General features: G+C 72.7%; 29 protein-coding genes. 13 read left to right on the top strand and 16 right to left on the bottom strand.

Annotated elements, in window-relative coordinates:
* Positions 1-124: 124 nt before the first annotated feature.
* The 7 genes from cbiM (at position 125) to F9B16_RS08095 (ending at position 7,711) form a co-directional block, all read left to right on the top strand.
* Complete coding sequence (gene cbiM, locus F9B16_RS08125) at positions 125-1,216, top strand: cobalt transporter CbiM (protein ID WP_151539431.1); 1,092 nt, start codon at positions 125-127, stop codon at positions 1,214-1,216.
* Positions 1,213-2,157 (top strand): cobalt ECF transporter T component CbiQ, encoded by a 945-nt coding sequence (cbiQ, locus tag F9B16_RS08120; protein ID WP_225991458.1) that lies wholly within the window; start codon positions 1,213-1,215, stop codon positions 2,155-2,157. The genes cbiM and cbiQ overlap by 4 nt, the downstream gene beginning before the upstream one ends.
* A complete protein-coding gene (locus F9B16_RS08115; protein WP_151539366.1) occupies positions 2,147-2,938 on the top strand; it encodes an energy-coupling factor ABC transporter ATP-binding protein in 792 nt (263 codons plus the stop codon). The genes cbiQ and F9B16_RS08115 overlap by 11 nt, the downstream gene beginning before the upstream one ends.
* 99 nt (positions 2,939-3,037) lie before the next feature.
* Positions 3,038-5,566 carry an ATP-dependent Clp protease ATP-binding subunit gene (locus F9B16_RS08110; RefSeq protein ID WP_151539365.1) on the top strand — a complete coding sequence of 843 codons (2,529 nt, stop codon included), beginning with the start codon at positions 3,038-3,040 and terminating at the stop codon, positions 5,564-5,566.
* Positions 5,567-5,692: 126 nt separating this feature from the next.
* Entirely contained in the window at positions 5,693-6,322 is a 630-nt protein-coding gene (locus tag F9B16_RS08105) for a DUF4232 domain-containing protein (RefSeq protein WP_151539364.1), read from the top strand.
* Positions 6,323-6,373: 51 nt separating this feature from the next.
* Positions 6,374-6,832: a recombinase family protein gene (locus F9B16_RS08100; RefSeq protein ID WP_151539363.1), complete on the top strand. Its 459-nt coding sequence runs from the start codon at positions 6,374-6,376 to the stop codon at positions 6,830-6,832.
* A gap of 60 nt (positions 6,833-6,892) precedes the next feature.
* Positions 6,893-7,711: an IclR family transcriptional regulator gene (locus tag F9B16_RS08095; protein ID WP_225991457.1), complete on the top strand. Its 819-nt coding sequence runs from the start codon at positions 6,893-6,895 to the stop codon at positions 7,709-7,711.
* A gap of 6 nt (positions 7,712-7,717) precedes the next feature.
* Here F9B16_RS08095 and F9B16_RS08090 read toward each other — a convergent pair whose 3' ends face one another.
* The 10 genes from F9B16_RS08090 to F9B16_RS08045 all read right to left on the bottom strand — a co-directional run bounded on the left by F9B16_RS08090 (position 7,718) and on the right by F9B16_RS08045 (position 16,518).
* Positions 7,718-8,962, bottom strand: a complete 1,245-nt coding sequence (locus tag F9B16_RS08090; RefSeq protein WP_151539362.1) for an amidohydrolase family protein — start codon at positions 8,960-8,962, stop codon at positions 7,718-7,720.
* A 72-nt stretch (positions 8,963-9,034) separates the two neighbouring features.
* On the bottom strand, positions 9,035-9,805 hold the full coding sequence (locus F9B16_RS08085) for an alpha/beta hydrolase (protein ID WP_151539361.1): 771 nt from the start codon (positions 9,803-9,805) through the stop codon (positions 9,035-9,037).
* Positions 9,802-10,653 carry a fumarylacetoacetate hydrolase family protein gene (locus F9B16_RS08080; RefSeq protein WP_151539360.1) on the bottom strand — a complete coding sequence of 284 codons (852 nt, stop codon included), beginning with the start codon at positions 10,651-10,653 and terminating at the stop codon, positions 9,802-9,804. Before F9B16_RS08080 ends, F9B16_RS08085 begins: the two co-directional genes overlap by 4 nt.
* Positions 10,650-11,519, bottom strand: a complete 870-nt coding sequence (locus F9B16_RS08075; protein ID WP_151539359.1) for a fumarylacetoacetate hydrolase family protein — start codon at positions 11,517-11,519, stop codon at positions 10,650-10,652. The genes F9B16_RS08080 and F9B16_RS08075 overlap by 4 nt, the downstream gene beginning before the upstream one ends.
* A 38-nt stretch (positions 11,520-11,557) precedes the next feature.
* Positions 11,558-12,376, bottom strand: coding sequence for an ABC transporter permease (locus F9B16_RS08070; protein WP_151539358.1), 819 nt, complete (start codon positions 12,374-12,376; stop codon positions 11,558-11,560).
* Position 12,377: 1 nt separating this feature from the next.
* Positions 12,378-13,358, bottom strand: coding sequence for an ABC transporter substrate-binding protein (locus F9B16_RS08065; RefSeq protein WP_151539357.1), 981 nt, complete (start codon positions 13,356-13,358; stop codon positions 12,378-12,380).
* Positions 13,355-14,113, bottom strand: coding sequence for an ABC transporter permease (locus F9B16_RS08060; protein WP_151539356.1), 759 nt, complete (start codon positions 14,111-14,113; stop codon positions 13,355-13,357). The genes F9B16_RS08065 and F9B16_RS08060 overlap by 4 nt, the downstream gene beginning before the upstream one ends.
* Positions 14,110-14,928: an ABC transporter ATP-binding protein gene (locus F9B16_RS08055; RefSeq protein WP_151539355.1), complete on the bottom strand. Its 819-nt coding sequence runs from the start codon at positions 14,926-14,928 to the stop codon at positions 14,110-14,112. The genes F9B16_RS08060 and F9B16_RS08055 overlap by 4 nt, the downstream gene beginning before the upstream one ends.
* 4 nt (positions 14,929-14,932) lie before the next feature.
* Positions 14,933-15,715: an SDR family NAD(P)-dependent oxidoreductase gene (locus F9B16_RS08050; RefSeq protein ID WP_151539354.1), complete on the bottom strand. Its 783-nt coding sequence runs from the start codon at positions 15,713-15,715 to the stop codon at positions 14,933-14,935.
* Positions 15,716-15,729: 14 nt separating this feature from the next.
* Positions 15,730-16,518: an SDR family NAD(P)-dependent oxidoreductase gene (locus F9B16_RS08045; protein ID WP_225991456.1), complete on the bottom strand. Its 789-nt coding sequence runs from the start codon at positions 16,516-16,518 to the stop codon at positions 15,730-15,732.
* Positions 16,519-16,632: 114 nt separating this feature from the next.
* Between F9B16_RS08045 and F9B16_RS08040 the strand changes: the two genes are divergently transcribed.
* The 4 genes from F9B16_RS08040 to F9B16_RS08025 all read left to right on the top strand — a co-directional run bounded on the left by F9B16_RS08040 (position 16,633) and on the right by F9B16_RS08025 (position 20,292).
* Positions 16,633-17,472, top strand: a complete 840-nt coding sequence (locus tag F9B16_RS08040; protein ID WP_151539353.1) for an IclR family transcriptional regulator — start codon at positions 16,633-16,635, stop codon at positions 17,470-17,472.
* Complete coding sequence (locus tag F9B16_RS08035; protein ID WP_151539352.1) at positions 17,469-18,020, top strand: carboxymuconolactone decarboxylase family protein; 552 nt, start codon at positions 17,469-17,471, stop codon at positions 18,018-18,020. The genes F9B16_RS08040 and F9B16_RS08035 overlap by 4 nt, the downstream gene beginning before the upstream one ends.
* Positions 18,021-18,101: 81 nt before the next feature.
* Entirely contained in the window at positions 18,102-19,373 is a 1,272-nt protein-coding gene (locus F9B16_RS08030; protein ID WP_151539351.1) for an MFS transporter, read from the top strand.
* A 106-nt stretch (positions 19,374-19,479) separates the two neighbouring features.
* Positions 19,480-20,292 carry an ABC transporter ATP-binding protein gene (locus F9B16_RS08025; RefSeq protein ID WP_151539350.1) on the top strand — a complete coding sequence of 271 codons (813 nt, stop codon included), beginning with the start codon at positions 19,480-19,482 and terminating at the stop codon, positions 20,290-20,292.
* 30 nt (positions 20,293-20,322) lie between these two features.
* On the opposite strand, the gene F9B16_RS08020 is transcribed toward F9B16_RS08025, so the two are convergent.
* Genes F9B16_RS08020 through F9B16_RS08005 form a run of 4 tightly spaced genes read right to left on the bottom strand, consistent with a single transcriptional unit; the run spans position 20,323 to position 22,728 of the window.
* Positions 20,323-20,619, bottom strand: a complete 297-nt coding sequence (locus F9B16_RS08020) for a cytochrome C oxidase subunit IV family protein (RefSeq protein WP_151539349.1) — start codon at positions 20,617-20,619, stop codon at positions 20,323-20,325.
* Positions 20,620-20,624: 5 nt separating this feature from the next.
* On the bottom strand, positions 20,625-21,215 hold the full coding sequence (locus tag F9B16_RS08015; RefSeq protein ID WP_151539348.1) for a cytochrome c oxidase subunit 3: 591 nt from the start codon (positions 21,213-21,215) through the stop codon (positions 20,625-20,627).
* Positions 21,212-21,991: a hypothetical protein gene (locus F9B16_RS08010; RefSeq protein ID WP_151539347.1), complete on the bottom strand. Its 780-nt coding sequence runs from the start codon at positions 21,989-21,991 to the stop codon at positions 21,212-21,214. Before F9B16_RS08010 ends, F9B16_RS08015 begins: the two co-directional genes overlap by 4 nt.
* Positions 21,988-22,728 (bottom strand): hypothetical protein, encoded by a 741-nt coding sequence (locus tag F9B16_RS08005; RefSeq protein ID WP_151539346.1) that lies wholly within the window; start codon positions 22,726-22,728, stop codon positions 21,988-21,990. The genes F9B16_RS08010 and F9B16_RS08005 overlap by 4 nt, the downstream gene beginning before the upstream one ends.
* A gap of 183 nt (positions 22,729-22,911) precedes the next feature.
* Between F9B16_RS08005 and F9B16_RS08000 the strand changes: the two genes are divergently transcribed.
* Complete coding sequence (locus tag F9B16_RS08000; protein ID WP_192808664.1) at positions 22,912-23,493, top strand: TetR/AcrR family transcriptional regulator; 582 nt, start codon at positions 22,912-22,914, stop codon at positions 23,491-23,493.
* A 27-nt stretch (positions 23,494-23,520) separates the two neighbouring features.
* Here F9B16_RS08000 and F9B16_RS07995 read toward each other — a convergent pair whose 3' ends face one another.
* Both F9B16_RS07995 and F9B16_RS50725 read right to left on the bottom strand, forming a co-directional pair.
* Positions 23,521-24,855 (bottom strand): carotenoid oxygenase family protein, encoded by a 1,335-nt coding sequence (locus F9B16_RS07995; protein ID WP_151539344.1) that lies wholly within the window; start codon positions 24,853-24,855, stop codon positions 23,521-23,523.
* Complete coding sequence (locus F9B16_RS50725; protein WP_192808663.1) at positions 24,855-25,487, bottom strand: TetR/AcrR family transcriptional regulator; 633 nt, start codon at positions 25,485-25,487, stop codon at positions 24,855-24,857. The genes F9B16_RS07995 and F9B16_RS50725 overlap by 1 nt, the downstream gene beginning before the upstream one ends.
* A gap of 129 nt (positions 25,488-25,616) precedes the next feature.
* Here F9B16_RS50725 and F9B16_RS50720 point away from each other — a divergent pair, with 129 nt between their 5' ends.
* Positions 25,617-26,063 (top strand): DUF6234 family protein, encoded by a 447-nt coding sequence (locus F9B16_RS50720; protein WP_192808662.1) that lies wholly within the window; start codon positions 25,617-25,619, stop codon positions 26,061-26,063.
* Positions 26,064-26,186: the final 123 nt, after the last annotated feature.

Here is a 26,186-nt window from a genome sequence, read left to right as displayed (position 1 = left end):
CCAAAGGGTCGCAGTGGGCTTACCTGGCGGGGCGACTGTGGCCGGGTGTCCCGGGTTCGACTACCTTATTGCGAGAAGGTGGCAACTGCGGCTTCTGTGCGCCGTTGAGCGTGAGTGGGTGGGCATGCACATTCCGGACGGATACCTCAGTCCGCAGACCTGCGCGGTGGGCTACGTCATCGCCGTGCCGGCCTGGGCGGTCGCGGTCCGCCGCGTGCAGCGGGTGGTCCGCAACCGGCACGTGCCGACGCTGGCCGTGCTGGCCGCCGTCAGCTTCCTGGTGATGATGTTCAACATCCCGATCCCGGACGGCACCACCGCGCACGCGATCGGCGCCACCATCATCGCGATCTTGCTGGGGCCGTGGGCGGCGGTGCTCGCGGTCAGCGTGGCGCTGGGGTTCCAGGCCCTGCTGTTCGGGGACGGCGGCGTCCTGGCGTTCGGCTTCAACTGCGCGAACATGGCCGTCCTCGCGCCGTTCGCCGGGTACGGGGTCTACAAGCTGATCGCCGGGCGGTCCGAGCTGACCGCGCCGCGCCGGGCCCTCGCCGCGGCCGCCGGCGGGTACGCGGGGATCAACGCGGCGGCGTTCGCGGCGGCGATCGAGTTCGGCGTCCAGCCCGACCTGTTCCACAACTCGGCGGGCGCGCCGCTGTACGCGCCGTACCACCTGGACCAGACGATCCCCGCGATGATGCTGGCGCACCTGACCATCGCGGGCATCGCCGAGGGCATCCTGACCGGCGGCGTCGTCGCGTACCTGCAGCGCGCCAACGTCCCGCTGCTGCGCGTCAACCACGCCGGCGTTGCCGCGCCCGGCGAGAAGCCCGGCGAGAAGCCCGCGGGGCCGCGCCGTGTCCGTCCGCTGTACGTCGCGCTCGGCGCGGTCGCGGTCATGGCCGTGCTGACCCCGCTCGGGCTGCTCGCGCCCGGCGGCGCGTTCGGCGAGGACGCCCCCGAGGACCTCGACCTGCACAAGTACGGCCTGTCGGCGGTGCCGAGCGGGTTGAACAAGTACAACGGCTTCTGGCACCACGCGCTGTTCAACGGCTACGACTTCACCTCGGACGCGCACCCGACGATCGGCTACATCGTCTCCGCGGTGGTCGGGATCGCGATCGTCGGCGCCGCGATCTTCCTGATCACCATGGCGGTCCGCTGGATCGCCGCGCGGCGCGGCGCGTCCCGCCGGCACGAGACGGTGGAGCAGTCGTGAGCGAGCAGGCGGCCGTCTCCGAGCGGGTCCAGGTGCCGCAGTGGCTGCTGCAGCCGGAGCTGGGGATGTGCCCCTGCGGGTGCGTCGGCAAGCGGAAGAAGGGCAGCTACCTGCGCAAGACGCTGAACGGCGGCGCCGGGCTGCTGCGCCAGGTGATGTTCAGCGACGACACGGCGCGGCAGGACGGCCTGCTCCAGCGGATCGACCCGCGGGTGAAGTTCCTGTCGGTGATCGTGCTGCTGGTCGCGGCGGGGCTCGCCCGCAACATCGCGACGCTCGTCGCCGTCTACGCGGTGACGCTGGCGCTCGCCGCCGCGTCCCGGCTGCCGGTCGGGTTCTTCGTCAAGCGGGTCTGGCTGTTCGTGCCGATCTTCACGGGGATCATGGTGCTGCCCGCGACGCTGTCGGTCGTGACGCACGGGGACGTCGTCCTGACGCTGTGGCACTGGCACGGCCGCGCCGAGGGGTTCACCAGCCAGGGCCTGACGTCGGCGGGTCTGATCGTCAGCCGGGTCGCGGTGTCGATCTCGCTGGTGGTGCTGCTGACGCTGACGACGCCGTGGGTGCGGCTGCTCGCGGCGCTGCGCTCCGTCGGCGTCCCGCGGATCTTCATCCTGATCATCGGGATGGCGTACCGGTACATCTTCCTGCTGCTCAACACCGTCACCGACATGTACCAGGCGCGGACGTCCCGTACCATCGGGGCGGCCAAGCACGACGGCGGCGCCCGCGCCTTCCTCGGCGCCAGCGGCGGCGCGCTGTTCGGCAAGGCGAACCAACTGTCGGAAGAGGTGCACCAGGCGATGACGGCGCGCGGCTACCGCGGCGACGCCAAGACCCTCCAGTCGTTCCGGCTGAGGGGCCTCGACATCGCCGCCGCCCTCTGCTGCGCCGCGCTCGCCGCGGCGATTCTCATCGGGGACCACGTTCTTGGAAGCTGAAGCGGCACCGCAGACCCTCGCCACGGACGTCACGTTCGAATGCCGTGATGTCAGCTACTCCTACCTCGACCGGTATCCGGCGCTGGACGGGGTGTCGCTGACGGTCCGGCCCGGCGAGCGCGTCGCGCTGCTCGGCGCCAACGGCTGCGGCAAGTCGACGCTGCTCAAGCTGCTGGACGGGCTGGTCTTCCCGAGCTCCGGCGCGTTCACCGCGTTCGGGCATCCGGTCACCGAGGACACCCTGGAGGACGAGCAGTTCTCGCAGGCGTTCCGGTCCCGGGTCGGGTTCGTGTTCCAGAACTCCGACGCGCAGGTGTTCTCCCCGAACGTCCGCGAGGAGATCGCGTTCGGCCCGCTGCAGCTCGGGCTGGCCCCGGACGAGGCGTCCGCGCGGGTCGACGAGGTGATCGCGATGCTGGACATCGCGGCGCTGGCGGACCGGGCGCCGTTCCAGCTGTCCGGCGGGCAGAAGAAGCGCGTCGCGATCGCGTCGGTGCTGGCCACGAACCCCGAGGTGCTGCTGTTCGACGAGCCGACCGCGGCCCTCGACCCCCGCTCGCAGTACTGGCTCACCGACCTGATCGAGCAGCTCGGCGCGGCCGGGAAGACGATCGTGCACGCGACCCACGACCTGGACGTGCTGCCCCGCATCGCCGACCGCTGCGTGGTGTTCTCCGAGGAGCACCGGATCGTCGCGGAGGGCGCCCCGGAGGAGATCCTCGCCGACCGCGAGCTGCTCCTGTCGGTCAACCTCATCCATCCCGGCTCCCGCCTCCCCTAGCCCGCCACACGCCTCCCACCTGGGGTTTCCGGCGGATGCGCGCGGGCACGGTCCACTCGTTGCCATGGTGGGACCAAGCACGGGGACGGGAGGCTCTCAATGACGGCGTGGTACGGATCCGGCGGGATGGACCCGTTCGAGGAGATGCTCGCCCGGTTCTTCGGGACCCGGGCGCATCGGCGGCCGACCGAGCGGATCAACCTCGCCCGGCTGATGAGCGAGCCCGCGCGCGAGCTCGTCCGGGACGCGGCGACGCAGGCGGCGCAGTGGGGCAGCCGCGACCTCGACGCCGACCACCTGCTGTGGGCGGCGACGCGGCAGCAGGGCACCCGGCACTGGCTGGAGCGGGCGGGCGCCGACCCGGACGCGATCCAGCACGAGATCGAGAACCACGCGTACCGGGGGGAGCCGCGGGAGGTGCAGCCCGAGCTGACGCCGGCCGCCAAGCGCGCGCTGCTCGACTCGCACCAGGTCTCGCGCGCGCTCGGGTCGTCCTACATCGGCCCTGAGCATCTGCTGTTCGCGCTGGCGCTGGACCGGGGGTCGAGCGCGGGGCGCATCCTCGACGCGGCGCACGTCACGCCGGACTCGCTGAAGTCGGCGGCGGGCGGGGGCGGGCAGCCGCCCGCGAACGGGGGCGGCGAGGGCCGGTCCGACACCCCGACGCTGGACGAGTTCGGCCGCGACCTGACCGCGCTGGCCCGGGAGGGCCGGATCGACCCGGTGATCGGCCGGGACGAGGAGATCGAGGAGACCGTCGAGGTCCTGTCGCGCCGCACGAAGAACAACCCGGTGCTGATCGGCGACCCGGGCGTCGGCAAGACCGCGATCGCGGAGGGCCTCGCGCAGCGGATCGTGGACGACGACATCCCCGAGACGCTGCGGAACAAGCGGATCGTCCAGCTGGACCTGTCCGGCGTCGTCGCGGGCACCCGGTACCGGGGCGACTTCGAGGAGCGGCTGAAGAAGGTCGTGGACGAGATCCGCGAGCACGCCGACGAGCTGGTGGTGTTCATCGACGAGATCCACACCCTCGTCGGCGCCGGCGGGGCCGAGGGCGCGATGACCGCCGGGAACATGCTGAAGCCCGCGCTGGCGCGCGGCGAGCTGCACGTGGTCGGCGCGACGACGGTCGACGAGTACCGCCGCAACATCGAGAAGGACGCGGCGCTGGAGCGCCGCTTCCAGCCGATCATGGTGCCGGAGCCGTCCACCGACGACAGCATCGAGATCCTGCGCGGGCTGCGGGACCGGTACGAGGCGCACCACCAGGTCCGCTACACCGACGAGTCGCTGGTCGCGGCCGTCGACCTGTCCAGCCGGTACCTGACGGACCGGTTCCTGCCGGACAAGGCGATCGACCTGATCGACCAGGCGGGCGCGCGGGTGCGGCTGCGGTCCGGGACGCGCGACGGCGGCCGCCGCGAGCTGGAGGACCGGCTCGACCGGCGGCGCCGCGAGAAGGACCAGGCCGTCGCCGACGAGGACTACGAGAAGGCCAAGGAGCTCCGCGACGAGATCAACCGGCTGCAGACCGACCTCGCCGGGATGCGGGACGACCACGAGCCGGTCGGCGTCCCCGAGGTGACGACCGAGGACATCGCGGAGGTCGTGTCGCGGATCTCCGGCGTGCCGGTGACGCAGCTGACGCAGGCGGAGCGGGAGCGGCTGTCCCGGCTGGAGGAGCACCTGCACGAGCGCGTGATCGGCCAGGAGGACGCGGTCGCGGCGGTCGCCCGGGCCGTCCGGCGGTCCCGCGCCGGGATGGGCGACCCGGACCGCCCGATCGGCGGGTTCCTGTTCCTCGGCCCGACCGGCGTCGGGAAGACGGAGCTGGCGAAGGCCCTCGCCGAGGCGCTGTTCGGCAGCCAGGACCGGATGATCCGGTTCGACATGAGCGAGTTCCAGGAGCGGCACACCGTCAGCCGGCTGATGGGCGCGCCGCCCGGCTACGTCGGCTACGAGGAGGCGGGGCAGCTCACCGACGCGGTGCGGCGGCAGCCGTACTCGGTGATCCTGCTGGACGAGATCGAGAAGGCGCACCAGGACGTGTTCAACGTGCTGCTGCAGCTGCTCGACGACGGCCGGCTCACCGACGCGCAGGGCCGCACCGTCGACTTCCGCAACACCGTGGTGATCATGACGAGCAACCTCGGCTCCGACCTGATCACCGGGCGGACCGAGATCGGGTTCGGCGGCCGGGAGGGCGAGGACACCGCGCTGCGCGACCGGATCATGCGGCGGCTGCGCGAGTCGTTCCGGCCCGAGTTCCTCAACCGGATCGACGAGATCATCGTGTTCCAGCGGCTGGAGGCGGGGCAGCTCCGGCAGATCACCGACCTGCTGCTGGACGAGACGCGCCGCCGCCTGCGCGCGCAGGGCGTGACCGTGTCGTTCACCCCGGAGGCGGTCGACTGGATCGCCGAGCGCGGGCACCAGCCGGAGTTCGGCGCGCGCCCGCTGCGCCGCACCATCCAGCGGGAGGTGGACGACCAGCTGTCCGATCTGCTGCTGTCCGGGGACCTCGCGCACGGCCGGCACGTGGAGGTGTCCGCGGCGCCCGGCGGCCTCCAGTTCGACGTGTCCACGTCGGCGTCGCCGTCCGACCAGCCGATCACGTCGCGCTGACGCACCGCGCTCCTTGCCCCGGGGCGACGCTTTCCTCGCGGCGGGGGCCCGAACGGCCGGTGCCGGGCCATCATGGGTGGGCCCGGCACCGGGCATATAGGGCACATCCCGACGTGAGGAGGGCGTGTGCGAGCGCGAAGGAGCGTCACGCCGGCGTCCGCGCTGACGATCGCCGCCGCTGCCGCCGCACTGTGCGCCTGCGGAGGAGGAGGCTCGGGCGCGTCACCGGCCCCCTCCAGGACGGCGACCCCCACACCGCCGCCACCTGGCACCGGCGCGCCTACGGCGTCCGCGCCGCCGAGCACGTCCGGGCCGTCCCAGGCTTCGGGCCGGTGCCGCACCGACGAGCTGAAGGTCCGCATCAGCACCGCGGGACCGGCGGCCGGGCAGCGTTTCGCGTTCCTCACGCTGACGAACACCTCGGGCTCGGCCTGCCACGTCCGCGGCTACGTCGGGATGCTGCTGCTCACGGCGTCCGACCATCCGATCAAGACGAACCTCGAACGGCTCTCCCCGCCCGGCCCGCAGACCGTCGTCCTCCGGCCGGGCGGCAGCGCCTACGCGCGCCTGCAATGGACCGTCGTCCCGGGAGCGCGCGAGCCCGTGCACGGGGCCTGCGCCCCCACGCCGGGCCTCGTCTGGATCACCCCGCCGGACGAGCGCGCCCACCTCGCCGTCGCCTGGAACCAGGGCGTGGTCTGCGGCGGCGGCCACGTCTCGACCACCCCGCTGCGTCCGGGCGCCGCGCCCCGCTGACGGCGGACTATTGCATAATGCAATGGATCCGGCTGGGGAAGGAAGACCGTAGTGCCGAGACGCAACGCCGTCCCGTACGGGTACCGCCGCATCGACGACGCGCAGGGCAACTACGTGACGCAGCTCCCCGTCGAGCCGCAGGCGAGCGTCGTCCGCGAGATCATCAGCCGCGCGGCGCAGGGCCAGGCGATCGCGGGGATCCTGCGCGAGCTGGAGGCGCGGGGCGTCCCGGCGCCACGCGGCGGCCCCCGCTGGTCCTGGACGGTCGTACACGACATCGCCCGCAACCCCGCCTACATCGGGCGTCCCTCCGGCGCCGCCGACCCCGACGACCTCGACCGCGTGCACTGGACGCCGCTGGTCCCCGACCAGCTGTTCTTCACCGCGCAGCGCGCCCTCGCCCCGCCGCCCGGCGGCTCGCTGCCCGGCTACCAGGCGGTGGCCCTGCTCCTCTGCGCCCTGGCCCCCTGCCGCGACCTGATCGCCTCCCACCTGCCGTCCCTGTCCTGACTACGATGATGCGGCAGACCAGCGTGCGGGGAGTGAGCCGTGCGCGGAAAGTGAGCCGCAGTGCCGCCGCGTGACCAGACGACGCCCCGCCGGGCCGGCGGCGGCGCCCGTCCCAAGGGCGCCTACCACGTCGAGGCGCTCGCGAAGGGGCTGCGCATCCTCGGGCTGTTCTCCGAGCAGCGTCCTGCGATGAAGCTGACCGACATCGTCGCCGAGACGGGCCTGCCGATGCCGACCGCGTTCCGGATGGCGGCCACGCTCGCCGCCGAGGGGTTCCTCGAGCAGCTCCCGGACGGCGCGTACCGGCCCGCGCCGAAGGTGCTCACGCTCGGGTTCTCCGCGCTGCGCAGCCTCGACCTCGTGCAGCTCGCGGAGGGGCCGCTGCGCCGGCTCGTCGAGGCGACCGGGCAGACGGCGAACCTCGGCGTGCTGTCCGGCGACCACGTGCTGTACCTGGTCAGGCTGCGCAACAACGACCTGGTGACGGCGAACATCCAGGTGGGGTCGCGGCTTCCGGCCGTCCGCACGTCGATGGGCAAGCTGCTGCTCGCCCACCTGGACGGCGACGAGCTGGACCGCGTGCTGACCGGCGACTCGTTCGCCGGGACGGCGGGCCCGAACGCGCTGGCCTCGCCGGACGAGCTGCGTCCCGCGCTCGCCGAGATCCGCGAGCGCGGCTGGGCCCTTCAGGACGAGGAGCTGGCGTACGGGCTGCGGTCGGTCGCGGGGCCCGTCCGGGACGCGTCCGGCGGGGTCGTCGCGGCGGTGAACGTGGCGGTGCCCGCCACCGAGGTCTCGACGGACCGCCTGCTGGAGCGGATCCGCCCGCTGGTCCTGCGGACCTGCGCAGAGATCACCATGCTCCTCGGCGGCCGCTGACCCCGCTCACTGCGCCGGCTTGTGGAAGCGGCCGGCCTGCATGATGACGTTGAGGTTGGCGGGGTCCTGGAGGAGGGCGACGTCCCGCGTCGGGTCGCCCTGGACGACCAGGAGGTCGGCCAGGTAGCCGGAGGCGAGGACGCCCAGCTCGTCCGCCATGCCCATGACCTCGCCGCCCCACTTCGTCGCGGCGACGAGCGCCTCGGACGGGGTGTAGCCGAACAGGTCCACGAAGAGCTGCAGGTCGCGGGCGTTGCGGCCGATCGGCGTCTGCGGGAAGCCGTAGTCGCCGCCGGGCAGGACGCGGATGCCGCGCCTGCGCATCTCCGGGTACAGCGCGGTCTGCGCCTCCAGCTGCGCGACCGACCCCATGCGCTCGGCCATCGCCCGGTCGATGCCGAACTCCTCCGCCTCGTGGACGTTCGCCCACATGATCCCGACGGCCGGCGCGGTGAACAGCTCGTCCTTGTGCTCCTCGAGCAGGTCGAGGGCCTCCTCGTCGGCGTAGGAGCAGTGGTACACCGACCGGAACCCGTTCCGGACGGCCAGCTTGATCGACTCGGGGTTCTGCGCGTGGCAGTTCAGCCACACGCCCGCCTCCCGCGCCGCCGCGCCGGCCGCCGCGGCCTGCTCGGCGGTGTACTGGGTCTGCATCGAGCCGCCGGGGACGAACACGTCGTCGTTGCTGAGCAGCAGCTTCACCGAGTCGAACCCGAGCGCGGCCTGCTCGGCGATGAAGCGGGCGACGCCCGTCGGGGTGGTGTTCTCGGCGCCGTGCCGGACCGGGTTGTTGTCGCGCTCGAAGCTGGCGGCGCGCAGCCGCGGCCCGGGCGTCTCACCGGCGGCGATGCGGTCGCGGAGCTGGACCTCGACGTTGCCCGGGGTCAGCGAGCCCGCCGAGTACGCGCTGGTGAAGCCCGCGTCGAGGAGGATCCGGGCGTTGCGCTCGGCGAGCGCGAGGTGCTCCTCGGCGGTGGGCGGGTTCCCGAAGAACGACACGTCGACCGGCGGGTTGAAGCCGGGTTCGAGGTGGCCGACGGCGGACGGGAACGTCAGGTGCGCGTGCCCCTCGATCAGGCCCGGCATGACGGTCGCGCCCGCGCAGTCGACCACGGTGGCGCCCTCGGGGGCGGGGGAGTGGCCCGGACGGACGGCGGCGATCCGGTCGCCGCGCACGACGACCTCGCCGGGGAACGGCTCCCGGCCGGTCCCGTCGAACACCGATCCGCCGGTGAAGACGATCTCGCCCATCGCGGGCCTCCCTTCTAACTTTCAGTGTATGAAAGTCACTTTCTTAAGGTGGTAGTGCCAGCGTAATCCAGGTCACGCCACGGCGCCACGGGCGAAGTCCAGCGACGCCGCGAACACGGCGGCGACGTCCGGCGCGTTCCGCCAGATGTGGTCCGCGCCCTCGACCGGCCGGAACTCCACCGGCACGCCCGCCGCGCGCAGCGCGTCCGCCATCCGCTCGCTCTGCGCCATCGGCACGAACCGGTCCGCCGTCCCGTGCCACAGCTGGAACGGCGGCGCGCCCGCGTGGACGCGGTTGACCGGGCTGGCCTCGGCGGCGAAGTCCGGGACGTCGCGGACGGCCGCGCCGAGCAGCCGCGACTCCCGCGACGCCGGGTCGCCCGGATCCGGCATCGCGGACAGGTCGTACACCCCGTACCAGCCGACGACGGCCGCGATCCCCGGGCCGGTGAGCGCGGCGAGCGCGGCCAGGTGCGCCCCGGCCGACTCGCCCCACGCCACGATCCGCGACCCGTCGAACCCGTGCTCGCCGCCGTGCTCGCGCAGCCACCCGACCGCCGCGCGGACGTCGTGGAGCTGCGCCGGGTACCGGGCCTCGCCCGAGAGCCGGTAGTCCACGGACGCGACGGCGAACCCGGCCTCGGCGATCCGCTCGAACGGCGACGGCCGCCAATCGGCGAACTCGTGCCCGAAGTCGCGGCGCGTGCACCGCTGCCAGCCGCCGCCGTGTACGAAGAGCACGACCGGCGCGGCGTCCACAGGGGGCAGGTAGAGGTCGAGCAGCAGCGGCCGGTACCCGACCTCCGCCGCGTACTCGACGCCCTCCAGGACCCGGACGGTCACGACGCGCCGCCCGCCGCGACGAACCGCTGCGTGATGCTCCCGACCCCCTCCAGCTCGCTGACCAGGACCTCGCCCGGCCGGACGAACCGCTTCGGGGTGCGCGCGTTGCCGACGCCCGGCGGCGTCCCGGTGAAGACCAGGTCGCCGGGGAACAGCCGGCAGACCCGCGACAGCCGGACGACCAGCTCCGGAATGTCGTAGATCATCGACGACGTGCGGGCGCTCTGCACCGTCTCGCCCGCGAGGCTGCAGGAGATCGCGAGGTCGGCGGGGTCGTCGAACGCGTCGGGGGTGACGAGCCAGGGGCCGGTCGGCCCGAAGTTCGCGTGCGACTTGGCCAGGCTGAACTGCGGCTTCGCGCCCGCGAGCTGCGCCGTCCGCTCGGACAGGTCCTGGCCGAGGGTGATGCCCGCGACGTGGTCCCAGGCGTCCTCGCGCCGCACCCGGTACGCCTCCCGGGAGATCGCGACGACCGCCTCGACCTCCCAGTCCACCGTGTCGGACGGCAGCTCGACGTCGCACACCGGCCCGGCAAGGCAGCTCGCGAACTTCGTGAACGTCACCGGTGCCGATTCCGGCGGGTATCCGGCTTCGGCGGCGTGCTCGGCGTAGTTGATCCCGATCGCGAACACCTGCGACGGGCGCGGGACGGGCGCCCCGAGGTCCTCGACCGCGAACGGCGCGCCCTGCGCGGCGTCGAGCCCCGCGGCCCAGCCGCGGAACGCGTCCCACTCGGCGAAGACGGCCTGCGGGTCGGCGGCGAACCGCCCCCCGCTCGCCTCCGCGACGTCCACGGCCGTCTCGCCGACGACCACGACGAGGCGGCCCTTCAGGTTGGCGATCCTCACCAGTCGACCTTCTCCGGAGCGGGCTCGCCGTGCGCTTCCTGCCAGGACACGACGTGGTTGCGCAGCGTCCCGACGCCTTCGATCTCCGCCTCGACCACGTCACCGGGCCGCAGGTAGAAGTCGAACGGGTTCGGCTGCACGGCCGCGACGCCCGACACGGTGCCGGTGGTGATGATGTCGCCCGCGCTGAAGATCTGCGGCGAGTGGTAGGCCACCAGGTGCGGGATCGACACGCGCATCTGCTTGGTGTGCCCCGTCTGCCGGACGTCGCCGTTCACCCGCAGCTGCATCGCGAGGTTCTGCATGTCGTCGATCTCGTCGGCGGTGACGATGTACGGGCCGATCGGGCAGAACGTGTCGATCGCCTTGCTGAACGAGAACACGCCCGACTCCATCTCGCGGCGCTGGATGTCGCGCGCGGTGATGTCGTTGAAGACGGTGAACCCGGCGATGTGCTCCAGCGCCTCGTCCGGGCCGAAGAACTTGCCGGGCTTGCCGATGATCACGGCCAGCTCCAGCTCGTAGTCCAGCTCCTTGGTGAGGTGCTCGGGGTACACGATCGGGTCGTCCGGGCCGATGATCGCGTCCACGTTCTGGAAGAACACGATGCCCTTGTGCACCGGGTGCGACCAGTTGACGGCCTGCAGCTCCTCGTGGTGGTCGGCGAAGTTGCCGGCGGTGTGGAAGAACTTCTTCGGCGTGATCGGCGCGCGCAGCCGCACGTCCGCCAGCTTCAGCCGCTCGCCGGTCTCGCCGACCTTCCCGTCGCGCTCGAAGTACGCGCGGGTGGACGGGACGTCCAGCTCGATGACGTCGTCGCCGTCGAGCCGCCCGACCCGGCCCTCGTCGAAAGTGATCAGTTTCATGGCTTCCAGTTTCCTCGGTGAATGGGGGAATCGGCAGGTCAGGGACGGTCCGGACGGCCGCGCGAGGCGCGCTTCTCGACCGCGGACAGCGCCGCGTTGACGGCGAGCGCGCCGGCGCAGACGACCAGGACCATGGCGTCCAGCGCGGCGGCGCCGTGGTTGGTGATCTGGGTGGAGATGAACGTGCCGACGCCGTCCACCGAGATCATCAGCTCCGCGAGCAGCACGCCGAGCAGCGACAGCGCCGCGCCGATCTTCAGCGCGCCGATGATGTCCGGCAGGCAGGCGGGCACGACCAGGAACAGCAGCCGGCGCAGCCGCCCGGCGCCCATGGCGCGGCCGGAGTCCAGCACGGCGGGCTCGACCGCCGCGCCCGCCGTCATCGTCATGAGGATCACCGGGATGATCCCGTGGATGACGCCGAACGCGATCTCCGAGCCGTCGCCGAGGCCGAGCCAGAGCACGAACAGCGGGTACAGCGGCGCCATCGGCAGCGCGTACAGCACCGACACGACGTCGCGTCCGCCCAGGTAGACGTGCTTGTTGAGGCGTCCGAGCAGCAGCCCGACCGCGGGGCCCGCCACGGCGGTGACCGCGAAGGCGATCAGGAACCGGTACGTGGTGTACCCGACGAGGGTGAGCGAGCCGCCCTCCAGCACCTTCGGCAGGCCGTCGGCGACGATCCGGCTCGGCGAGGTGAGGTAGTCGCCGCCCGCGTCCGTCAGCCGGGTCACCGCCTCCCACACCGCGACCAGCGCGGCGACCGTGCCCCAGCGGACGAGCTGGACCGCCGCCGCCTCCCGCGGCCGCGCCGTGCGCCGCGCGGCCGCGGGAGCGGCTCCGGTGATGGCCGTCATGTCACTTCGCCGAGGTGATCGCGGTGCTGAGGTAGGAGTCCTGCGCCGGCGACGACGTCGCGATGCCGAGCTTCGGCAGCGCCTTGGCGTAGCCGGCCATGCCCGCGGCGCTGATGCCGCCGTCCGGGGTGAAGCCGCCGATCAGCGCGTCGTAGGTCTGCTCGGCGATCGGCTTCGGCATGCCGAGCTTGGCGACGGCGAGGTCCACGGTCGGCGCCTTGTTGGCCTTCATCCAGGTCAGCGCCTTGGTGTAGGCGCCGGCGAGCTTCTGCAGGTTCGCCTTGTTGCCGGAGATCGTGGACTTCTTCGCCATCAGCACGGCGAACTGCGAGTTCGGGCCGAGGACGTCCGCCGCCTTCTGCGCGATCCTGCCCTCGTGCTTGGCCTGGAGCAGGAACCCGAAGTTGACCGGCAGGACGAACCCGTCGACGTCGCCGCGCTTCATCGCCGACATCGTCGCGGCGGGGTCGCCGAGCGGGACCTCCTTGACCTTCTCGAAGTCCACGCCGGACGCCTCGGCGGTCGCGCGGGTGATGTAGTCGGTGAGCGAGCCGGCCTTGGAGATGCCGAGCTTCTTCCCCGCGATGCCGGAGAAGCCGGTGATGCCGGACTTCTCCGGGACGATCAGCGCCATCGGGCTCTGCCCCATCACGCCGAAGAACGCCTGCGTGTCGAGCTTCTTCGCGGCGCCCGACACCGCGTCCAGCCCGGTCGCGGCGCCGACGTCGACCGACCCGCCGGTCATCGCCTTGGTGAGGTCGGACCCGGCGCTGAAGTCGACGACCTTGACGTCCAGCCCGGCGTCCTTGAAGAACCCCTGCTGGACGGCGACCCGCGCGGGCATCGCGTGCACGAAGTCCTGCGCCTGGACGAGCCCCAGCTTGATCGAGGTGGACGGTCCGGACGACCCGCCGCCACCGCACGCGGTGAGCGCGGCGGCGCACAGCGCCGCGACCGCGGCGATCCTTGCGGTGACCTTCATCGGGTGACGCCTTTCTGGAGCATGTGGGTGGTGAGCGAGAACAGGAGGTTGACGGCGACCGTGACGAGGCAGGCGATCACGATCCAGGCGAACAGGCCGGGGCTGTCGAGGCTCTGGCTGGCGGTGCCGAGCTGGTAGCCGATGCCGGCGGCGCCCGCGATGAACTCGGACGCGATGACGGTGACGAGCGCGAGGCCGAGCGACACCCGCATCGCGGCGAGCACCGGGCCGAGCACCGCCGGCAGGACGACGCCGGTCAGCCACTGCGCGCGGGACGCGCCCATGGTCTGCGCGGCGGTGATGAGCCGGCCGTCGACGGTCGCGGTCGCGCGGGCCGCCGCGATCGCGATGGGGAAGAACGCGTACAGCGCGCCGAGCGCGATCTTGGAGTGCGAGCCGACCCCGAGCGTCGCCGCCAGCACCGGGTAGAGGATCACCAGCGGCAGCGCGTTCAGGCCGGTCAGCACGGGTTCGTACGCGCGGCGCAGCAGCCGCGACGAGCCGACGAGCACCCCCAGCGGGAGCGCGAGCACCGCCGCGATCCCGAACGCGGTCGCCGTCTCCTCCAGCGTGGTGCCGACCGGCTCCAGCAGCTTCGACGGCTCCGCGGCCAGGTCGGAGAGCGCCTGCCACACGTCGCCGATCGGCGGCAGCAGCAGCGGCGCGACCGCCCCGGTCCCGGCGAGCAGCGCCCACAGCGCGAGGACGGACGCGACCGTCCCCGCGTAGACGAGGACGCGGCGCGGCGCGATCACCGCACGTCTCCGGGGTCGTCCTCCAGCAGCAGCGCCGACAGCCGGTCGGTGAGCGCGTGGAACTCCGGCGTGCGCAGCACCTGCGGCTCGCGGGGGCGCGGCAGCGGGACCTCGATGACCTCCTTGATCGTCGCCGGGCGCGGCGTCATCACGATGATCCGGTCCGACAGGTACGCCGCCTCCGACAGGCTGTGCGTCACGAACAGCACCGTCTTGCCGTGCTCCTCCAGCAGCGTGACGAGCTGCTCGCCGATCTTCAGCCGGGACAGCTCGTCGAGCGCCGCGAACGGCTCGTCCAGCAGCAGGATCGACGCGTCCGACACCAGCGCACGCGCGATCGCGACCCGCTGCCGCATCCCGCCCGACAGCTGGTGGGGGAAGCGGTGCGGGACGTCGCCGAGCCCGACCGCGCCCAGCGCGTCCAGCGCGCGCGCCCGCCGCTCGGCGCGGCCCACACCGGCGAACTGCAACGCGATCTCGACGTTGCGCACGGCGCTGCGCCACGGGTACAGCGCGAGGTCCTGGAACACGAACGCCACGTCCCGGGGGCGGGGGCCGTCCACCGGCGTGCCGTCCACCAGCAGCTCCCCGGACACCGGCGCGAGCAGGCCGCCCACCGCGCGCAGCGCCGAGCTCTTCCCGCACCCGGACGGCCCGATCAGGCTGACGAACTCGCCCGGCCGCACGTCGAACGTCAGGTCCGTCGCCGCGGTCGTGTCGCCGTAGGCGAGGGTGAGGTCGCGGGCGGCCACCCTCGGCCGTTCCGCCTCCCGGACGCCTCCGGCCACGGCGCGGTCCTCGCGCTGTCCCGCCATGGCCCTACGCCCCGACCATGTTGAACCCGCCGTCGGCGAGCATGTAGGCGCCGGTGATGTGCGACGCGTCCTCGGTCGCGAGGAACAGCGCGGTGCCCGCGACGACCTCGGGCGGCGGGATCTGGCCCATCGGGGTCTGCGAGATCAGCTTCTCGCGGCGGCCCGACTTCCAGTCCTCGCGCTCCAGCGTCGCGCCGGTCTCCATGAACCCGGGCGCGAACGTGTTGACCCGGACGGCCGGCGCGAACGCCGCCGCGTACGACTTGGTGATGCCGAGCAGCCCGTACTTGGCGGCGGCGTACTGCGGAGCGCGCGCGCTGCCGCGCACCACGACGGTCGAGCCGATGTTCACGATCGAGCCGTGGCCCTGCACCAGCATCCGCGACCCGAACTCGTGCGTCATCAGCAGCGTGCCCTTGACGTCCACGTCGATGACGCGGTCGAGGGACTCCTGCGTCAGCTCCTTCCACGACATCTGCTCGGTCGCGACGTCGCCGACGTTGTTGACGAGCACGTCGAGCTCGCCGGCGATCCCGAACACCTCGTCGGCGAGGGCGCGGATCGCGTCCCACGAGCCGATGTCGGCCTGCACGACGAACGCCTCGGCGCCCGCCTCGCGGACCCGCTCCGCGGTGCGCTCGGCGCCCTGCTTGGAGGAGTTGTAGTGAACCCCGACGCGGGCGCCCTCCTGCGCGGCGCGGACGGCGATCTCGGCGCCGAAGCCGGTGCCGGCCCCCGTCACCAGCACCGTCTTCCCCTCGAACCGCGGGAAGATCTTCTGAGCCATGTCGTTCTCCCTTTTCAGACGAGCGTGCGTCCGCCGTCGACGTACATGACGTGGCCCGTCATGAACGCCGCGTGCGGTGAGGACAGGAACAGGATCGGGCCGACGACCTCGGCGGGCGTGCCGAGCCGGCCCGCCGGCACGAGCCGGACAAGATCCTCGCGGACGCCGGGCCGCGCCAGGTACTCGGCGGTCAGCGGCGTCTCGACGTAGCCGGGCGCGATCGCGTTCACGGTGACGCCGTGCCGGGCCCATTCGGCGGCCATGACCCGCATCATCTGGTTCATCCCGCCCTTGGACGCGGCGTACGGCCCGTGCTTCTGGTGCGCCAGGTGCCCCGACACCGAGGACAGGAAGACGATGCGGCCGTGGCCCGCCTCCACCATGTGCCGCCCGGCGGCCTGCGCCGCGCCGAACGCGGTGAACAGGTTGGTGCGCAGGATCCGCTCCCACTCGGCCTCGGTGAAGTCCAGCACCGGGCGGCGGTCGTTGATCCCGACGCAGTGCAGCAGCACGTCGAGGCCGCCCATCGTCTCGATCGCCCGTGCGACGACGGCGGCGCCGGCGCCCTCCTCGGTGAGGTCGGCGGCGATGGTGTGCGGCTTCGTCCCGCCGGGGCCGGGCTCCAGCGCGTCCAGCCGGTCCTGGTCCCGGTCGACCGCGGTGACGGCCGCGCCCGCGTCGAGGTAGCCGCGGGCGCACTCGGCGCCGATCCCGCCCACGCCGAGCACCAGCACCCGGGCGCCGTGCAGGCCCAGCCACGCGGTGCCCGTGCCGGGCGCCGCCTGAGTCGTCCCGTCTGCCACTTGCGGTTCCTCGCCTTCCCCAGCTAGCTTTCACTGTATGAAAGCTACTTTCACTAAGCCCGAGTATGGTGTGACGCCGGTCATGGCGTCAAGGCGGGCCCCGGGCGGCGGGCCGTGACCCCCGGCGACGCGGCCCCGTCCGGAGACGCGCGCGCCGACGCGAGCGCGGGCACGGGCGCCGAGCCGGACCGGTCGCGGTACCACATCGCCGCGCTCGCCAAGGGCCTGCAGGTCCTGAGCCTGTTCGACGGCGCGACGCTGTCCCTGCGCACCAGCGACATCGCCGCGCTGACCGGCATCCCGATGCCCACCGCGTTCCGGATCGTCTGCACCCTGGAGGACCTCGGCTACCTGGAGCGCCGGCACGACGGCACCGTCCAGCCCGGCGTCAAGGTGCTCACGCTCGGCTCGGCCGCGATGCGCGGCTCCGGCCTCGTGCAGCTCAGCGACCGGCCGCTGCGGCTGCTCGCCGACGCCACCGGCGAGACCGTCAACCTCGGCGTCCTCGTCGAGGACCGCGTCCTGTACCTCGCGCGGCTCCGCAACGCCGACCTCGTCACCGCCAACGTGCACGTCGGCTCGACCCTGCCCGCCACCTACACGTCCATGGGCAAGCTCCTGCTCGCCCACCTCCCGCCGGACGAGCTGGACCGCCGCCTCACCGACGCGTCGTTCGCCCCCGGCGCCGGGCCGAACGCGGTGCCGGACCGCGCCGCGCTCCACGCCCAGCTGGAGGAGATCCGCCGCGACGGGTACGCCGTCCAGGACCAGGAGCTCGCCCAGGGCCTGCGGTCGGTGTCGGTCCCCGTGCTCGGCCCGGACGGCGCCCCGGCGGCGGCGGTGAACGTCGCCGTGTCCGCGCTGCGCCGCCCCCTCGCCGACCTGCACGGCGAGATCCTCGACCGGCTCCGCGCCACCGCCGCCGACATCACCACGAGACTGAGGACCCGATGACCCGCAAGCACCCGTTCCGGCCCGCCGACCTCGACGGCGACCGGCTCGCCCTCTACCGCTCCATCACCGAGGGCCCCCGCGCGCAGGGCCCCCGCCTGTTCGACCTGGTCTCGGACGACGGCGTGCTGCTCGGGCCGTTCAACGAGTTCCTGCTGCGCCCGGCGCTCGGCGACGCTCTCCAGCGGGTCGGCGCGGCCGTCCGGTACGAGGGCGCGCTCGGCGGCCGGGCCCGCGAGATGGCGATCCTCGTCGTCGCCGCCCACTGGGACAGCGCCTTCGAGCGGACCGCGCACGAGGCCGTCGGACGGGCCGCCGGGCTCACCGGCGCCGAGCTCGCCGCGATCGCCGCCGGCGCGCCGCTGGACCTCGACGACCCCGCCGAGGCCGCCGTCCTCCGCCTCGCCCGGGCCCTCGTCACCGGCGACGTCGACGACGCGACCTGGGAAGCCTGTGTCCCGCCGCTGGACCGCGAGACGGTCTTCGAACTGACCACCCTCGTCGGCTACTACGCCACCCTCGCCCTCCAGATGCGCGTCTTCCGCGTCTGACACCGGGGCCCGCGCGCACACTGGTCCTCCACGCGGGCGACGGAAGGACGGACCGGAAATGCGATCAGCCGGCGGCCACCGATGACCACCCGGGACCGCGGCGCCGCGCTGTCGCCGTGGCGGTTCATCGTCGTGTTCGGCGTCGTCTCCCTGCTCATGGACGTCGTGTACGAGGGCGCGCGGTCGATCACCGGGCCGCTGCTCGCCTCGCTCGGCGCGTCCGCGACGGTGATCGGCGTCGTCACCGGGGCGGGCGAGGCCGCCGCGCTCGGCCTGCGGCTGGTGTCCGGCCCGCTCGCCGACCGCACCCGCCGGTTCTGGGCGCTCACCATCGGCGGGTACGCGCTGACCGCGGCCTCCGTGCCGCTGCTGGGCCTCGCCGGCGTCCTGTGGGCCGCGTGCGCGCTGGTCATTGCGGAACGCGTCGGCAAGGCCGTCCGGTCCCCGGCCAAGGACACGCTGCTTTCCCACGCCACCGCCACCACCGGACGGGGCCGCGGATTCGCCGTGCACGAGGCCCTGGACCAGATCGGCGCGTTCGTCGGCCCGCTGACCGTGGCGGGGGTGCTCGCGGTCACCGCCGACGACTACGCGCCCGCCCTCGGCGTGCTGGCCGTCCCGGGCGTAGCCGCGATGGCGATACTGCTCTGGCTCCGCGCCCGCGTCCCCGCCCCCGCCGACTACGAGCCCGAGCCCGCCGAGCCCGAGCCCGCCGAGCCCGCCGAGCCCGCTGGGCCTGCCGGGCCCGGTGAGTTCGTCGGCCGGGCGGGCGCGCCGCCGCCCGAGCGGGACGCCGCCGTGCCCGCGCTGCCGCGCGCCTTCGTCGTGTACGCGGCGTTCACCGCCGTCACCATGACCGGGTTCGCGACCTTCGGGGTGCTGTCGTTCCACCTCGTCCAGCGGCACCTGCTGGCCGCCGACCTCGTGCCGGTCGTGTACGCCGGGGCCATGGCCGCCGACGCCTTCTCCGCGCTGGCGAACGGCTGGCTCTACGACCGCGTCGGCCCGCGCGCGCTTGCCGTCCTGCCCGTCCTGTCGGCCGCGGTGCCCGTCCTGGCGTTCACCGGGTCGCTGGCCTTGGCCGTCGTGGGGGCGCTGGTGTGGGGCGCGGCCGTCGGGATCCAGGAGTCGACGCTGCGGGCGGTCGTCGCGGACCTCGTCCCGTCCCGGCGCAGGGCCACCGCCTACGGGATCTTCGCCGGCGTCCTCGGCGTGGCCGCGCTCGCGGGCGGCGCGCTCACCGGCGCCCTCTATGACCAATCGGTCACCTTGCTGGTCGCCGTGGTCGCCGCGATCCAGGCCGCCGCGCTCGCCCTCCTCGCCGTCCTGCGCGGCCGGACCGCCGGTGCGTGATCGGCGGGGCGATGAGTACCCGCCCGGCCCGCGGGAAGGACCTGCGCGAGCGAGCCCCGGCCGGGGCCGCCGCTGACGGTCGCGCGCCGAGCGGAAAGGACCTGCCATGCCGTCAGATCCCGAACCCGCGCCCCGCGAGGACCCCGGGACGGACGAGCACGCGGCCCCGCCCGTCCACCTCGGCGAAGACCCCATGGTCGTCGTCGACCGGCTGCACGTCACCTACCGCGTGCTCGGCGCCGACACCGACGACGGCTCCTCGCGCGTGCGCCGGGCGCTGCGCCGCGGCCGGCCCCGGCCCCGCGAGGTCCACGCCCTGCGCGGCGTCTCGTTCGTCCTGCACCGCGGCGAGGCCGTCGGCGTGATCGGCTCCAACGGCTCCGGCAAGACCACCCTGCTCCGCAGCATCGCGGGGCTCCTGCCCAGCGACCGCGGCCAGGTCTTCACCTGCGGGCAGCCCGTCCTGCTCGGCGTGAACGCCGCGCTGATGAACGACCTCACCGGCGAGCGCAACATCGTCCTCGGCTGCCTCGCCATGGGCATGCCGCTGCGCGAGGTCCGCGAGAAGTACGACGACGTGGTGGAGTTCTCCGGGCTCGGCAAGTTCGTCGACATGCCGATGAGGACCTACTCGACCGGCATGGCGCAGCGCCTCCGGTTCGCCATCGCCACCGCGCAGACCAGCGAGATCCTCATGATCGACGAGGCGCTCGCCACCGGCGACGCCCGCTTCCGCCGGCGCAGCGAGGACCGCCTGAAGGAGCTGCGCGACGAGGCCGCCACCGTCGTCCTCGTCAGCCACAGCCTCGGCACCATCGAGGAGACCTGCGACCGGACGATCTGGCTCGACCACGGCCGCGTCCGCATGGACGGCCCGTCCCCCGACGTGGTGGCCGCCTACCGCGACGAGCACGAGTGACCCGCCGCGGCGGCCCGGCCGCCGGTCAGGTCAGAGGAGGTAGCCGACCAGCAGGGCCGCCCAGAGGACGGCGAGCCATCCGTCCGTCGCGGCCCGGAGCCAGCGGGGCGCGTGGCGGACCTCCATGAAGCAGCGGATGATCAGGCGGCACTTGACGAGGCCGAGCACGGCGATGGCGGCGACGAGCCCGTCGCCCAGCGCCGTCGCGGACCGGGATTCGCCGGGGGTGAGGAACCGGGCGAGGACGGTCGCGGCCGTCAGGGCGGCCCAGGCGGCGAAGACGGCCCGCCTGTCCTTCCTCAGGAGCCGGTCGTCGGGTGCGCTCACGCGGGTCACCTCATCAGGTAGAGGAGGGCGAAGATGACGACCCACAGCAGGTCGACCATGTGCCAGAACAGGACGCTCTGCTCGACGATCGTGGGCCGTCGCCCGCGGGGACTCCGCAGCTCGCGGACCGCGACGCCGAGGACGAGCACGCCGAGGGCCAGGTGGACGAGGTGGACCCCCGTAAGGACGAAGTAGAAGCCGAAGAACCCGTCATGGATCGTGTGGCCGCGGCTGATCTCGGTGTGCCACTCGTAGGCCTTGATCAGGGCGAACAGCACGCCGCACGCGCCGGTGGCCCAGAGCAGCCGCCGGGCGCGCCGCCACGCCCCCTCCCGGACGGCGAGCACGGCGAGGGCGGCGAACAGGGAGCTGGTGAGCAGGACGACGGTGTTGGTGACACCGATGTCGATGTCCAGGTGCCGCTGGGAGGCGGTGAACCGTCCGGCCGACATGGCGCGGAAGACCATGTAGGTGACGAAGTAGCAGCCGAAGAAGAACAGGTCACCGAGGATCATCACCCACATGTCGGCGTCGCCGGGCAGGCGTCGTTCGCGGGCCGGGGGGCGGGGGCGCGTCGTGGTGCCGGGAGCGGTCATCGGGTGCCCTCCGCCTCGTAGAGGGCGGGGGTGTGGCCGGTCTCGCGGCCGGCGGCCTTGCGGAGGAGGACCAGCAGGCAGGCTACCCACAGGCCGAAGATGACGATCGCGATGTAGAGGGTGATCATGCCGTTCCAGGCGAACGCGCCGGAATGGTGCAGCCACATCTGGCTGGCCACGATCTCGGTGACGATCTGCCAGACGGTGACGTAGCCGAACCACTTGGGGAAGATGCGGTTGCGGTCGTAGAAGACGGCGATGGCCAGGACGGTGTACGCGGCCGTGAAGCAGCCGAGGGACCCGTTGTACGACAGCATGCCGAGGTCGTAGAGCAGGTACAGGATGTCGGGAGAGCGGTCGGGGCGGAACGTCGCGGTGAGCCAGCAGACCAGCAGCACCTGGAATCCGGGGACGGCGCCCACGCCCATGGCGGCTATGTAGGCGTAGGCGAGAGCCTTGCCGGACGACATCCGCTTCATGAAGTAGCCGATGATGCCGTTGGAGATCGCGGCGCCTCCGGCGATCACCAGCAGGAACACGAAGCCGATCTGGATGCCGAGGTGGTGCTCGTCGAACCAGGCGGCGGCCTGCAGTCCGGTGACGTCCGGGCGGGGCGGCGGGGTGGCGCGGCCCAGCAGGCATATCCCGACCGACAGGGCGGTGTAGAAGACGGTGAAGGCCCAGTAGACGAGCCAGACCTCCCGCTTGCCCGCGCGTTTCGGCTTCGCGGGCTCAGCGGCCCCTTCTTCGGCGGGAGCGGCGTCCGTGTCCGTCATGACGGCACCCCCTCCTGCTCGGCCTGGTGCCGGAGGGCGGCGCGCAGGACGAAGAACATCACCGCGGCGAAGAGCGCGAAGGCGCCGTTGCGCAGCCAGAACGACACCAGCCCGTCCCAGGCCAGGGGTCCGTCGCGGAACACCGCCGCGCCCGCCGAGGGCGCCATGGCCAGCGCGGTCAGCAGCGCGTAGTGCCCCACCCACCGCGGGAAGACCGGCGCCCCGCGGTCGTCGGCGTAGACGGCCAGGGCCAGCAGCACGAACTGGGCGACCAGCATGCCGATCGGTGCGATGAAGAAGAGCCACCCGAGGTCGTTGAGCAACTGGATCAGGTCGTCTCCCCGGCCGGGCCGGAAGGCGGCCGCGGCGAAGAAGACGTCCGACAGCGCGAACAGGGTCGCCCCGGCCACGACGGCGGTGAGGTAGGAGAAGGCGTAGATGTGGCTCTCGCTGCGCATCCGCTGCATCTGCACCATGATCAGGACGAAGAACGGGACGATCAGGATGCCGAACAGGTTGAAGCCGACCATGCTGAGCTGGATCAGCGCGGTGTCGTCCCGGTAGAACGCCCCGACCTCGGCCGCGGTCATGTCCGGCGACATGGGCGGGAAGAAGCCGGGGAAGGCGGCGAACAGCGCCAGCAGGACGAGCGCCAGCACGGGCGCGGACCAGAGGATCACCTGCTGGGCCCGCAGAGCCGAGTGGGACGACTCCTCTTCGTCGGTGAGGACCTGCATGCGCTTCCTCTCCCTCGCCGGGCTGGAAAGCAGATTCTCCTGTGCAGGAAGGTGGCCTTCCGTAGCTGGAGCATGCCTCGCTTCCTGACGGTAGTCAATAATTGTGACGCGGTAAGATCCCTTGCCATGGCGCATGTTCCACCCGGCCCGAAAGATGACCACGGTCAAGGAAGGGCCGTACCGGTGCGCGCGCGTTCCCACGCCAGCCGGGACGCGATCGTCCAGGGCGCGCTGGCCCTGTGGCGCACCAAGGGCTTCGCCGGGACCACCGTCACCGACATCTGCAAGGCCGCCGGCGTCTCCAAGGCGCTGTTCTACGTGTACTTCGCCCGCAAGGAGGACGTGCTCGCGGAGATCGAGGTGTTCACCATGCGCGACGCGCACCTCGCCGCCCGGGCCGTCGCGTCCCGCCCCTACACGCTCGCCGATCTGATCGAAGCCGTCGTCGAGGTCCTGGAGCGCAACATGCGCCGCTACCCGCCGGAGCTGGTCTTCGAAACCGTCATCGAGACCTACCGATTCGAACGGCGCGTCCTGGCCGGCGGCGCGACGGACGCCGACCTCGCCTTCCTCTTCCTCCAGCCCTTCCAGCAGGCGCACCGCGACGGCAGGCTCCCGGCGGAGGCGGACGTCGCGCGGACCGCGCGCGTCGCCCAGATGCTCGTCGCCGACGGCATCAGGGACTGGGCCGCCGCCGGCTTCACCGCCCGCCCCCTGGCCGGGCCCCTCGCCCAGGAGATCAGCGCGCTGATCGGCGGCCGCTGACCCGCACCGGACGGGCTCGGACGCGGGTCAGGCGTCGGGAAGCCAGTTGCCGTGGAAGCCGGGCGGGACGCGGACGGGCAGGTGGACGACGGCGACCGGGTCGCCGGTGAAGTCCTGCGCCGAGATGATGACGAGGTCGGTGGCGCCGCGGTCGGCGTCGTGGGCGAGGGCCATCAGGTAGCCGTCGTCCTCGGCGGCATCGGGCGCCGACGGGACGAAGACGGCCTCGCCGACCGCCGAGCCGGCGGCGAAGAGGCGGGTGTCGGTACGGCCCGTCCGGTAGTCGTGCTTGAGGAGTCCTTCGCCGACGAGCTCGCCGGGCGACGACTCCGAGGTGACGGTGTAGCCGTAGCGGTGCGGCAGGGACGTCAGCCGCTCGTCGACGCGCGGGAACTCCTGGGAGCGGTCGTCGCGGGTCTCCTGGGTCACGGTTCCGGCGGCCGGGTCGATGGTCCAGCGGTCCAGGACGGGCGGCGGGTTGCCCTCCAGGCGGCCGTCCCGCAGGAAGCTGGGGAACTTCGCCAGGTCCAGCACGATCCGGTCGCCGTCGTCGTAGGCGTTCATGGTGTGGAAGACCCAGCAGGGCTCGATGCCGATCCACCGCACGTCGGACGCGTCGCCGGTGCGGGGCAGGAGGCCGATCCGCGCGGGGTGCGCGTCGTTCCAGGCGTAGGGGAGGGCGGCGCCGGACGCGGCCAGCGGCATCGAGAACGTCACGGGCAGGTCGTAGACGATGACGTACTTCTCGGTGAGCGCGAGGTCGTGCACCATCGGGCTGTCGGAGACGGGGATCTCCACGGAGCGGGTGACGAGGCCGGTGGTGCTCAGCACCGTGTACTGGAGGTGCTCCCACCCGAAGTAGTAGGCGATGGCGTGGAGCTCGCCGGTGGCGGGATCCTTCTTGGTGTGTGCGGTGTAGCCGCCCTTGAGGGTGCCGCCGAAGTCGCAGGGGCCGACGGTGCCGAGGTCGTGGCTCAGCTCGTACGGCCGGAACCCGCCCTCGATCAGCGCGAACGTGCGGCCGGCGTGGCCGATCACGTTGGTGTTCGGGGCGATGTCGAAGCCGTCGAGGGCCGGGCCCTCCGGCCACGGCTCGCCGAGCTCGGCGGCGACGCGGCGGGACCGCACCCAGCGGTTCCGGTACCACTCGGCGCGGCCGTCGCGCAGCCGCACGCCGTGGACCATGCCGTCGCCCATGAACCAGTGGTAGGACTCGGGGTCGTCCAGCCCGAGCGGGTTCGGGCCGATCCGCAGGTAGCGGCCGTTGAGCTCGGCGGGGACGCGTCCGGTGACGGGCACGTCGTGCGCGGTGGTCTCCTCGGTGACGGGGGCGTAGGGGCCTTCCAGGAACGTGTTCGGCATCAGCGGCCTCGTTTCTCCGGGGCGGTGGGGGCGCGGAACAGGCCCGCTCCCATGGCGGCGAGGGTGGACTCGAAGACCTCGCCCGCGTCGGCGGGGAGGTGGCCGGCCAGCTCGAGGCTGACCACGCCGTGGATGGCGGCCCACAGGGACGCGGCGACGTGGCGCGGCTCGCCGCCGGACAGCAGCCCGGCGGCGGCGCAGGCGGCCACGGCGTCCTGCAGGATCGTGAAGGTCGCCGCGGCCTTCACGAGGGCCTCGTCGCTCGGCCGGAACCCGGGGATGGGCTCGCCGAACATCAGCCGGTAGTAGTTGCGGTCGGCCAGCGCGTTCTCCCGGTAGGCGCGGCCCAGGTCGGCGAGGTGCTCCAGCGGGTCGGAGCGCTCCGGCACCGCGGCCAGCCGCCGCCGGAACCGCTCGAACGCCTCCACGTACAGCGCCTCGATCAGCCCGGCCTTTCCGTCGAACATCCGGTACAGGACGGTCGTGGAGCAGCCGACCTCGGCGGCGATCCGGCGCAGCGCCAGCGCCCCCGGCCCCTCGGCGGCCAGCAGCCGGCTGGCGGCGTCCAGCAGCGATGTGCGGATCGCCTCGTCGCCCCGCTGCTGGGCCAGCTCGTACGCGCTCGAAGCCATACCGTCCTCAATAACACCGTTTTTGCTCAATAACGCTGTTATCGCACGCCCTCGAAGCCCCGTCAACCCCGCCGCGGATGAGTACTTGTACTCATGTGGCACGGCGGCGGGGCACCCGAGACTGGCCGCATGACTGCCTCGCAAGCAACGCCCGGCGGCGGCGCCGTCCAGCGCGGACCGGGCCGGGGAACCGACATCGGAGTGGCGATCCTGCTGATCGTCCTTCAGATGCCGGTGGTCGGGTACTCGTGGCTCTCGGCGGGCATGGACGGCTGGGCGCGCAGCTTCGACGACGAGAGCCAGTACGGGCCCGAGTGGGACCACGCAGTCCTCGTCACGCGGATCGCCGCAGCCGCCGGAGTGGCCGTCGCCCTGATGCTTCTGGCGTTCGGCAGAGGCAGGCGAGGCTGGCTGACCGCCATCACACAGAGCATCCTCGCCATCGTCCTGCTGGGCGGAGCGTACGCAGCGCACCACGAGGCCCACCCGCCAACGGCGCCCGTCCAACAGCAGCACACCGGCGAAGGCGTAACCTCCTGCACCGCCCAGGCCCACGCCAAAGCCGGCTGCAACTAGGGCGTGTTTCGAAGTAGGTGGAGCCATTCGTTGATGGCTGTGACTTCCAGGATGGCCTGGTAGCGGACGGAGAGCTTGTCGTAGCGGGTGGCCACCGCGCGGTGGCGCTTGAGGCGGTTGATG

It is taken from the genome of Actinomadura montaniterrae, from assembly GCF_008923365.1.
Classification (GTDB): Bacteria; Actinomycetota; Actinomycetes; order Streptosporangiales; family Streptosporangiaceae; genus Spirillospora; species Spirillospora montaniterrae.
The sequence above is the reverse complement of the archived record's forward strand: the minus strand, read 5'-3'. Positions and strand labels throughout refer to the sequence as shown.

What these genes read in the sequence shown, in the direction of transcription:
- F9B16_RS08035 (WP_151539352.1), top strand. Translation starts at nt 17,469, where the DNA reads ATGACCCGCAAGCACCCGTTCCGGCCCGCCGACCTCGACGGCGACCGG.
- F9B16_RS08050 (WP_151539354.1), bottom strand. Translation starts at nt 15,715, where the DNA reads ATGGCTCAGAAGATCTTCCCGCGGTTCGAGGGGAAGACGGTGCTGGTG.
- F9B16_RS08070 (WP_151539358.1), bottom strand. Translation starts at nt 12,376, where the DNA reads ATGACGGCCATCACCGGAGCCGCTCCCGCGGCCGCGCGGCGCACGGCG.
- F9B16_RS08090 (WP_151539362.1), bottom strand. Translation starts at nt 8,962, where the DNA reads ATGGGCGAGATCGTCTTCACCGGCGGATCGGTGTTCGACGGGACCGGC.
- F9B16_RS07995 (WP_151539344.1), bottom strand. Translation starts at nt 24,855, where the DNA reads ATGCCGAACACGTTCCTGGAAGGCCCCTACGCCCCCGTCACCGAGGAG.
- F9B16_RS50720 (WP_192808662.1), top strand. Translation starts at nt 25,617, where the DNA reads ATGACTGCCTCGCAAGCAACGCCCGGCGGCGGCGCCGTCCAGCGCGGA.
- cbiM (WP_151539431.1), top strand. Translation starts at nt 125, where the DNA reads ATGCACATTCCGGACGGATACCTCAGTCCGCAGACCTGCGCGGTGGGC.
- F9B16_RS08075 (WP_151539359.1), bottom strand. Translation starts at nt 11,519, where the DNA reads ATGAAACTGATCACTTTCGACGAGGGCCGGGTCGGGCGGCTCGACGGC.
- F9B16_RS08025 (WP_151539350.1), top strand. Translation starts at nt 19,480, where the DNA reads ATGCCGTCAGATCCCGAACCCGCGCCCCGCGAGGACCCCGGGACGGAC.
- F9B16_RS08065 (WP_151539357.1), bottom strand. Translation starts at nt 13,358, where the DNA reads ATGAAGGTCACCGCAAGGATCGCCGCGGTCGCGGCGCTGTGCGCCGCC.
- F9B16_RS08055 (WP_151539355.1), bottom strand. Translation starts at nt 14,928, where the DNA reads ATGGCGGGACAGCGCGAGGACCGCGCCGTGGCCGGAGGCGTCCGGGAG.
- F9B16_RS08015 (WP_151539348.1), bottom strand. Translation starts at nt 21,215, where the DNA reads ATGACCGCTCCCGGCACCACGACGCGCCCCCGCCCCCCGGCCCGCGAA.
- F9B16_RS50725 (WP_192808663.1), bottom strand. Translation starts at nt 25,487, where the DNA reads ATGGCTTCGAGCGCGTACGAGCTGGCCCAGCAGCGGGGCGACGAGGCG.
- F9B16_RS08110 (WP_151539365.1), top strand. Translation starts at nt 3,038, where the DNA reads ATGACGGCGTGGTACGGATCCGGCGGGATGGACCCGTTCGAGGAGATG.
- F9B16_RS08005 (WP_151539346.1), bottom strand. Translation starts at nt 22,728, where the DNA reads ATGCAGGTCCTCACCGACGAAGAGGAGTCGTCCCACTCGGCTCTGCGG.
- F9B16_RS08010 (WP_151539347.1), bottom strand. Translation starts at nt 21,991, where the DNA reads ATGACGGACACGGACGCCGCTCCCGCCGAAGAAGGGGCCGCTGAGCCC.
- F9B16_RS08030 (WP_151539351.1), top strand. Translation starts at nt 18,102, where the DNA reads ATGACCACCCGGGACCGCGGCGCCGCGCTGTCGCCGTGGCGGTTCATC.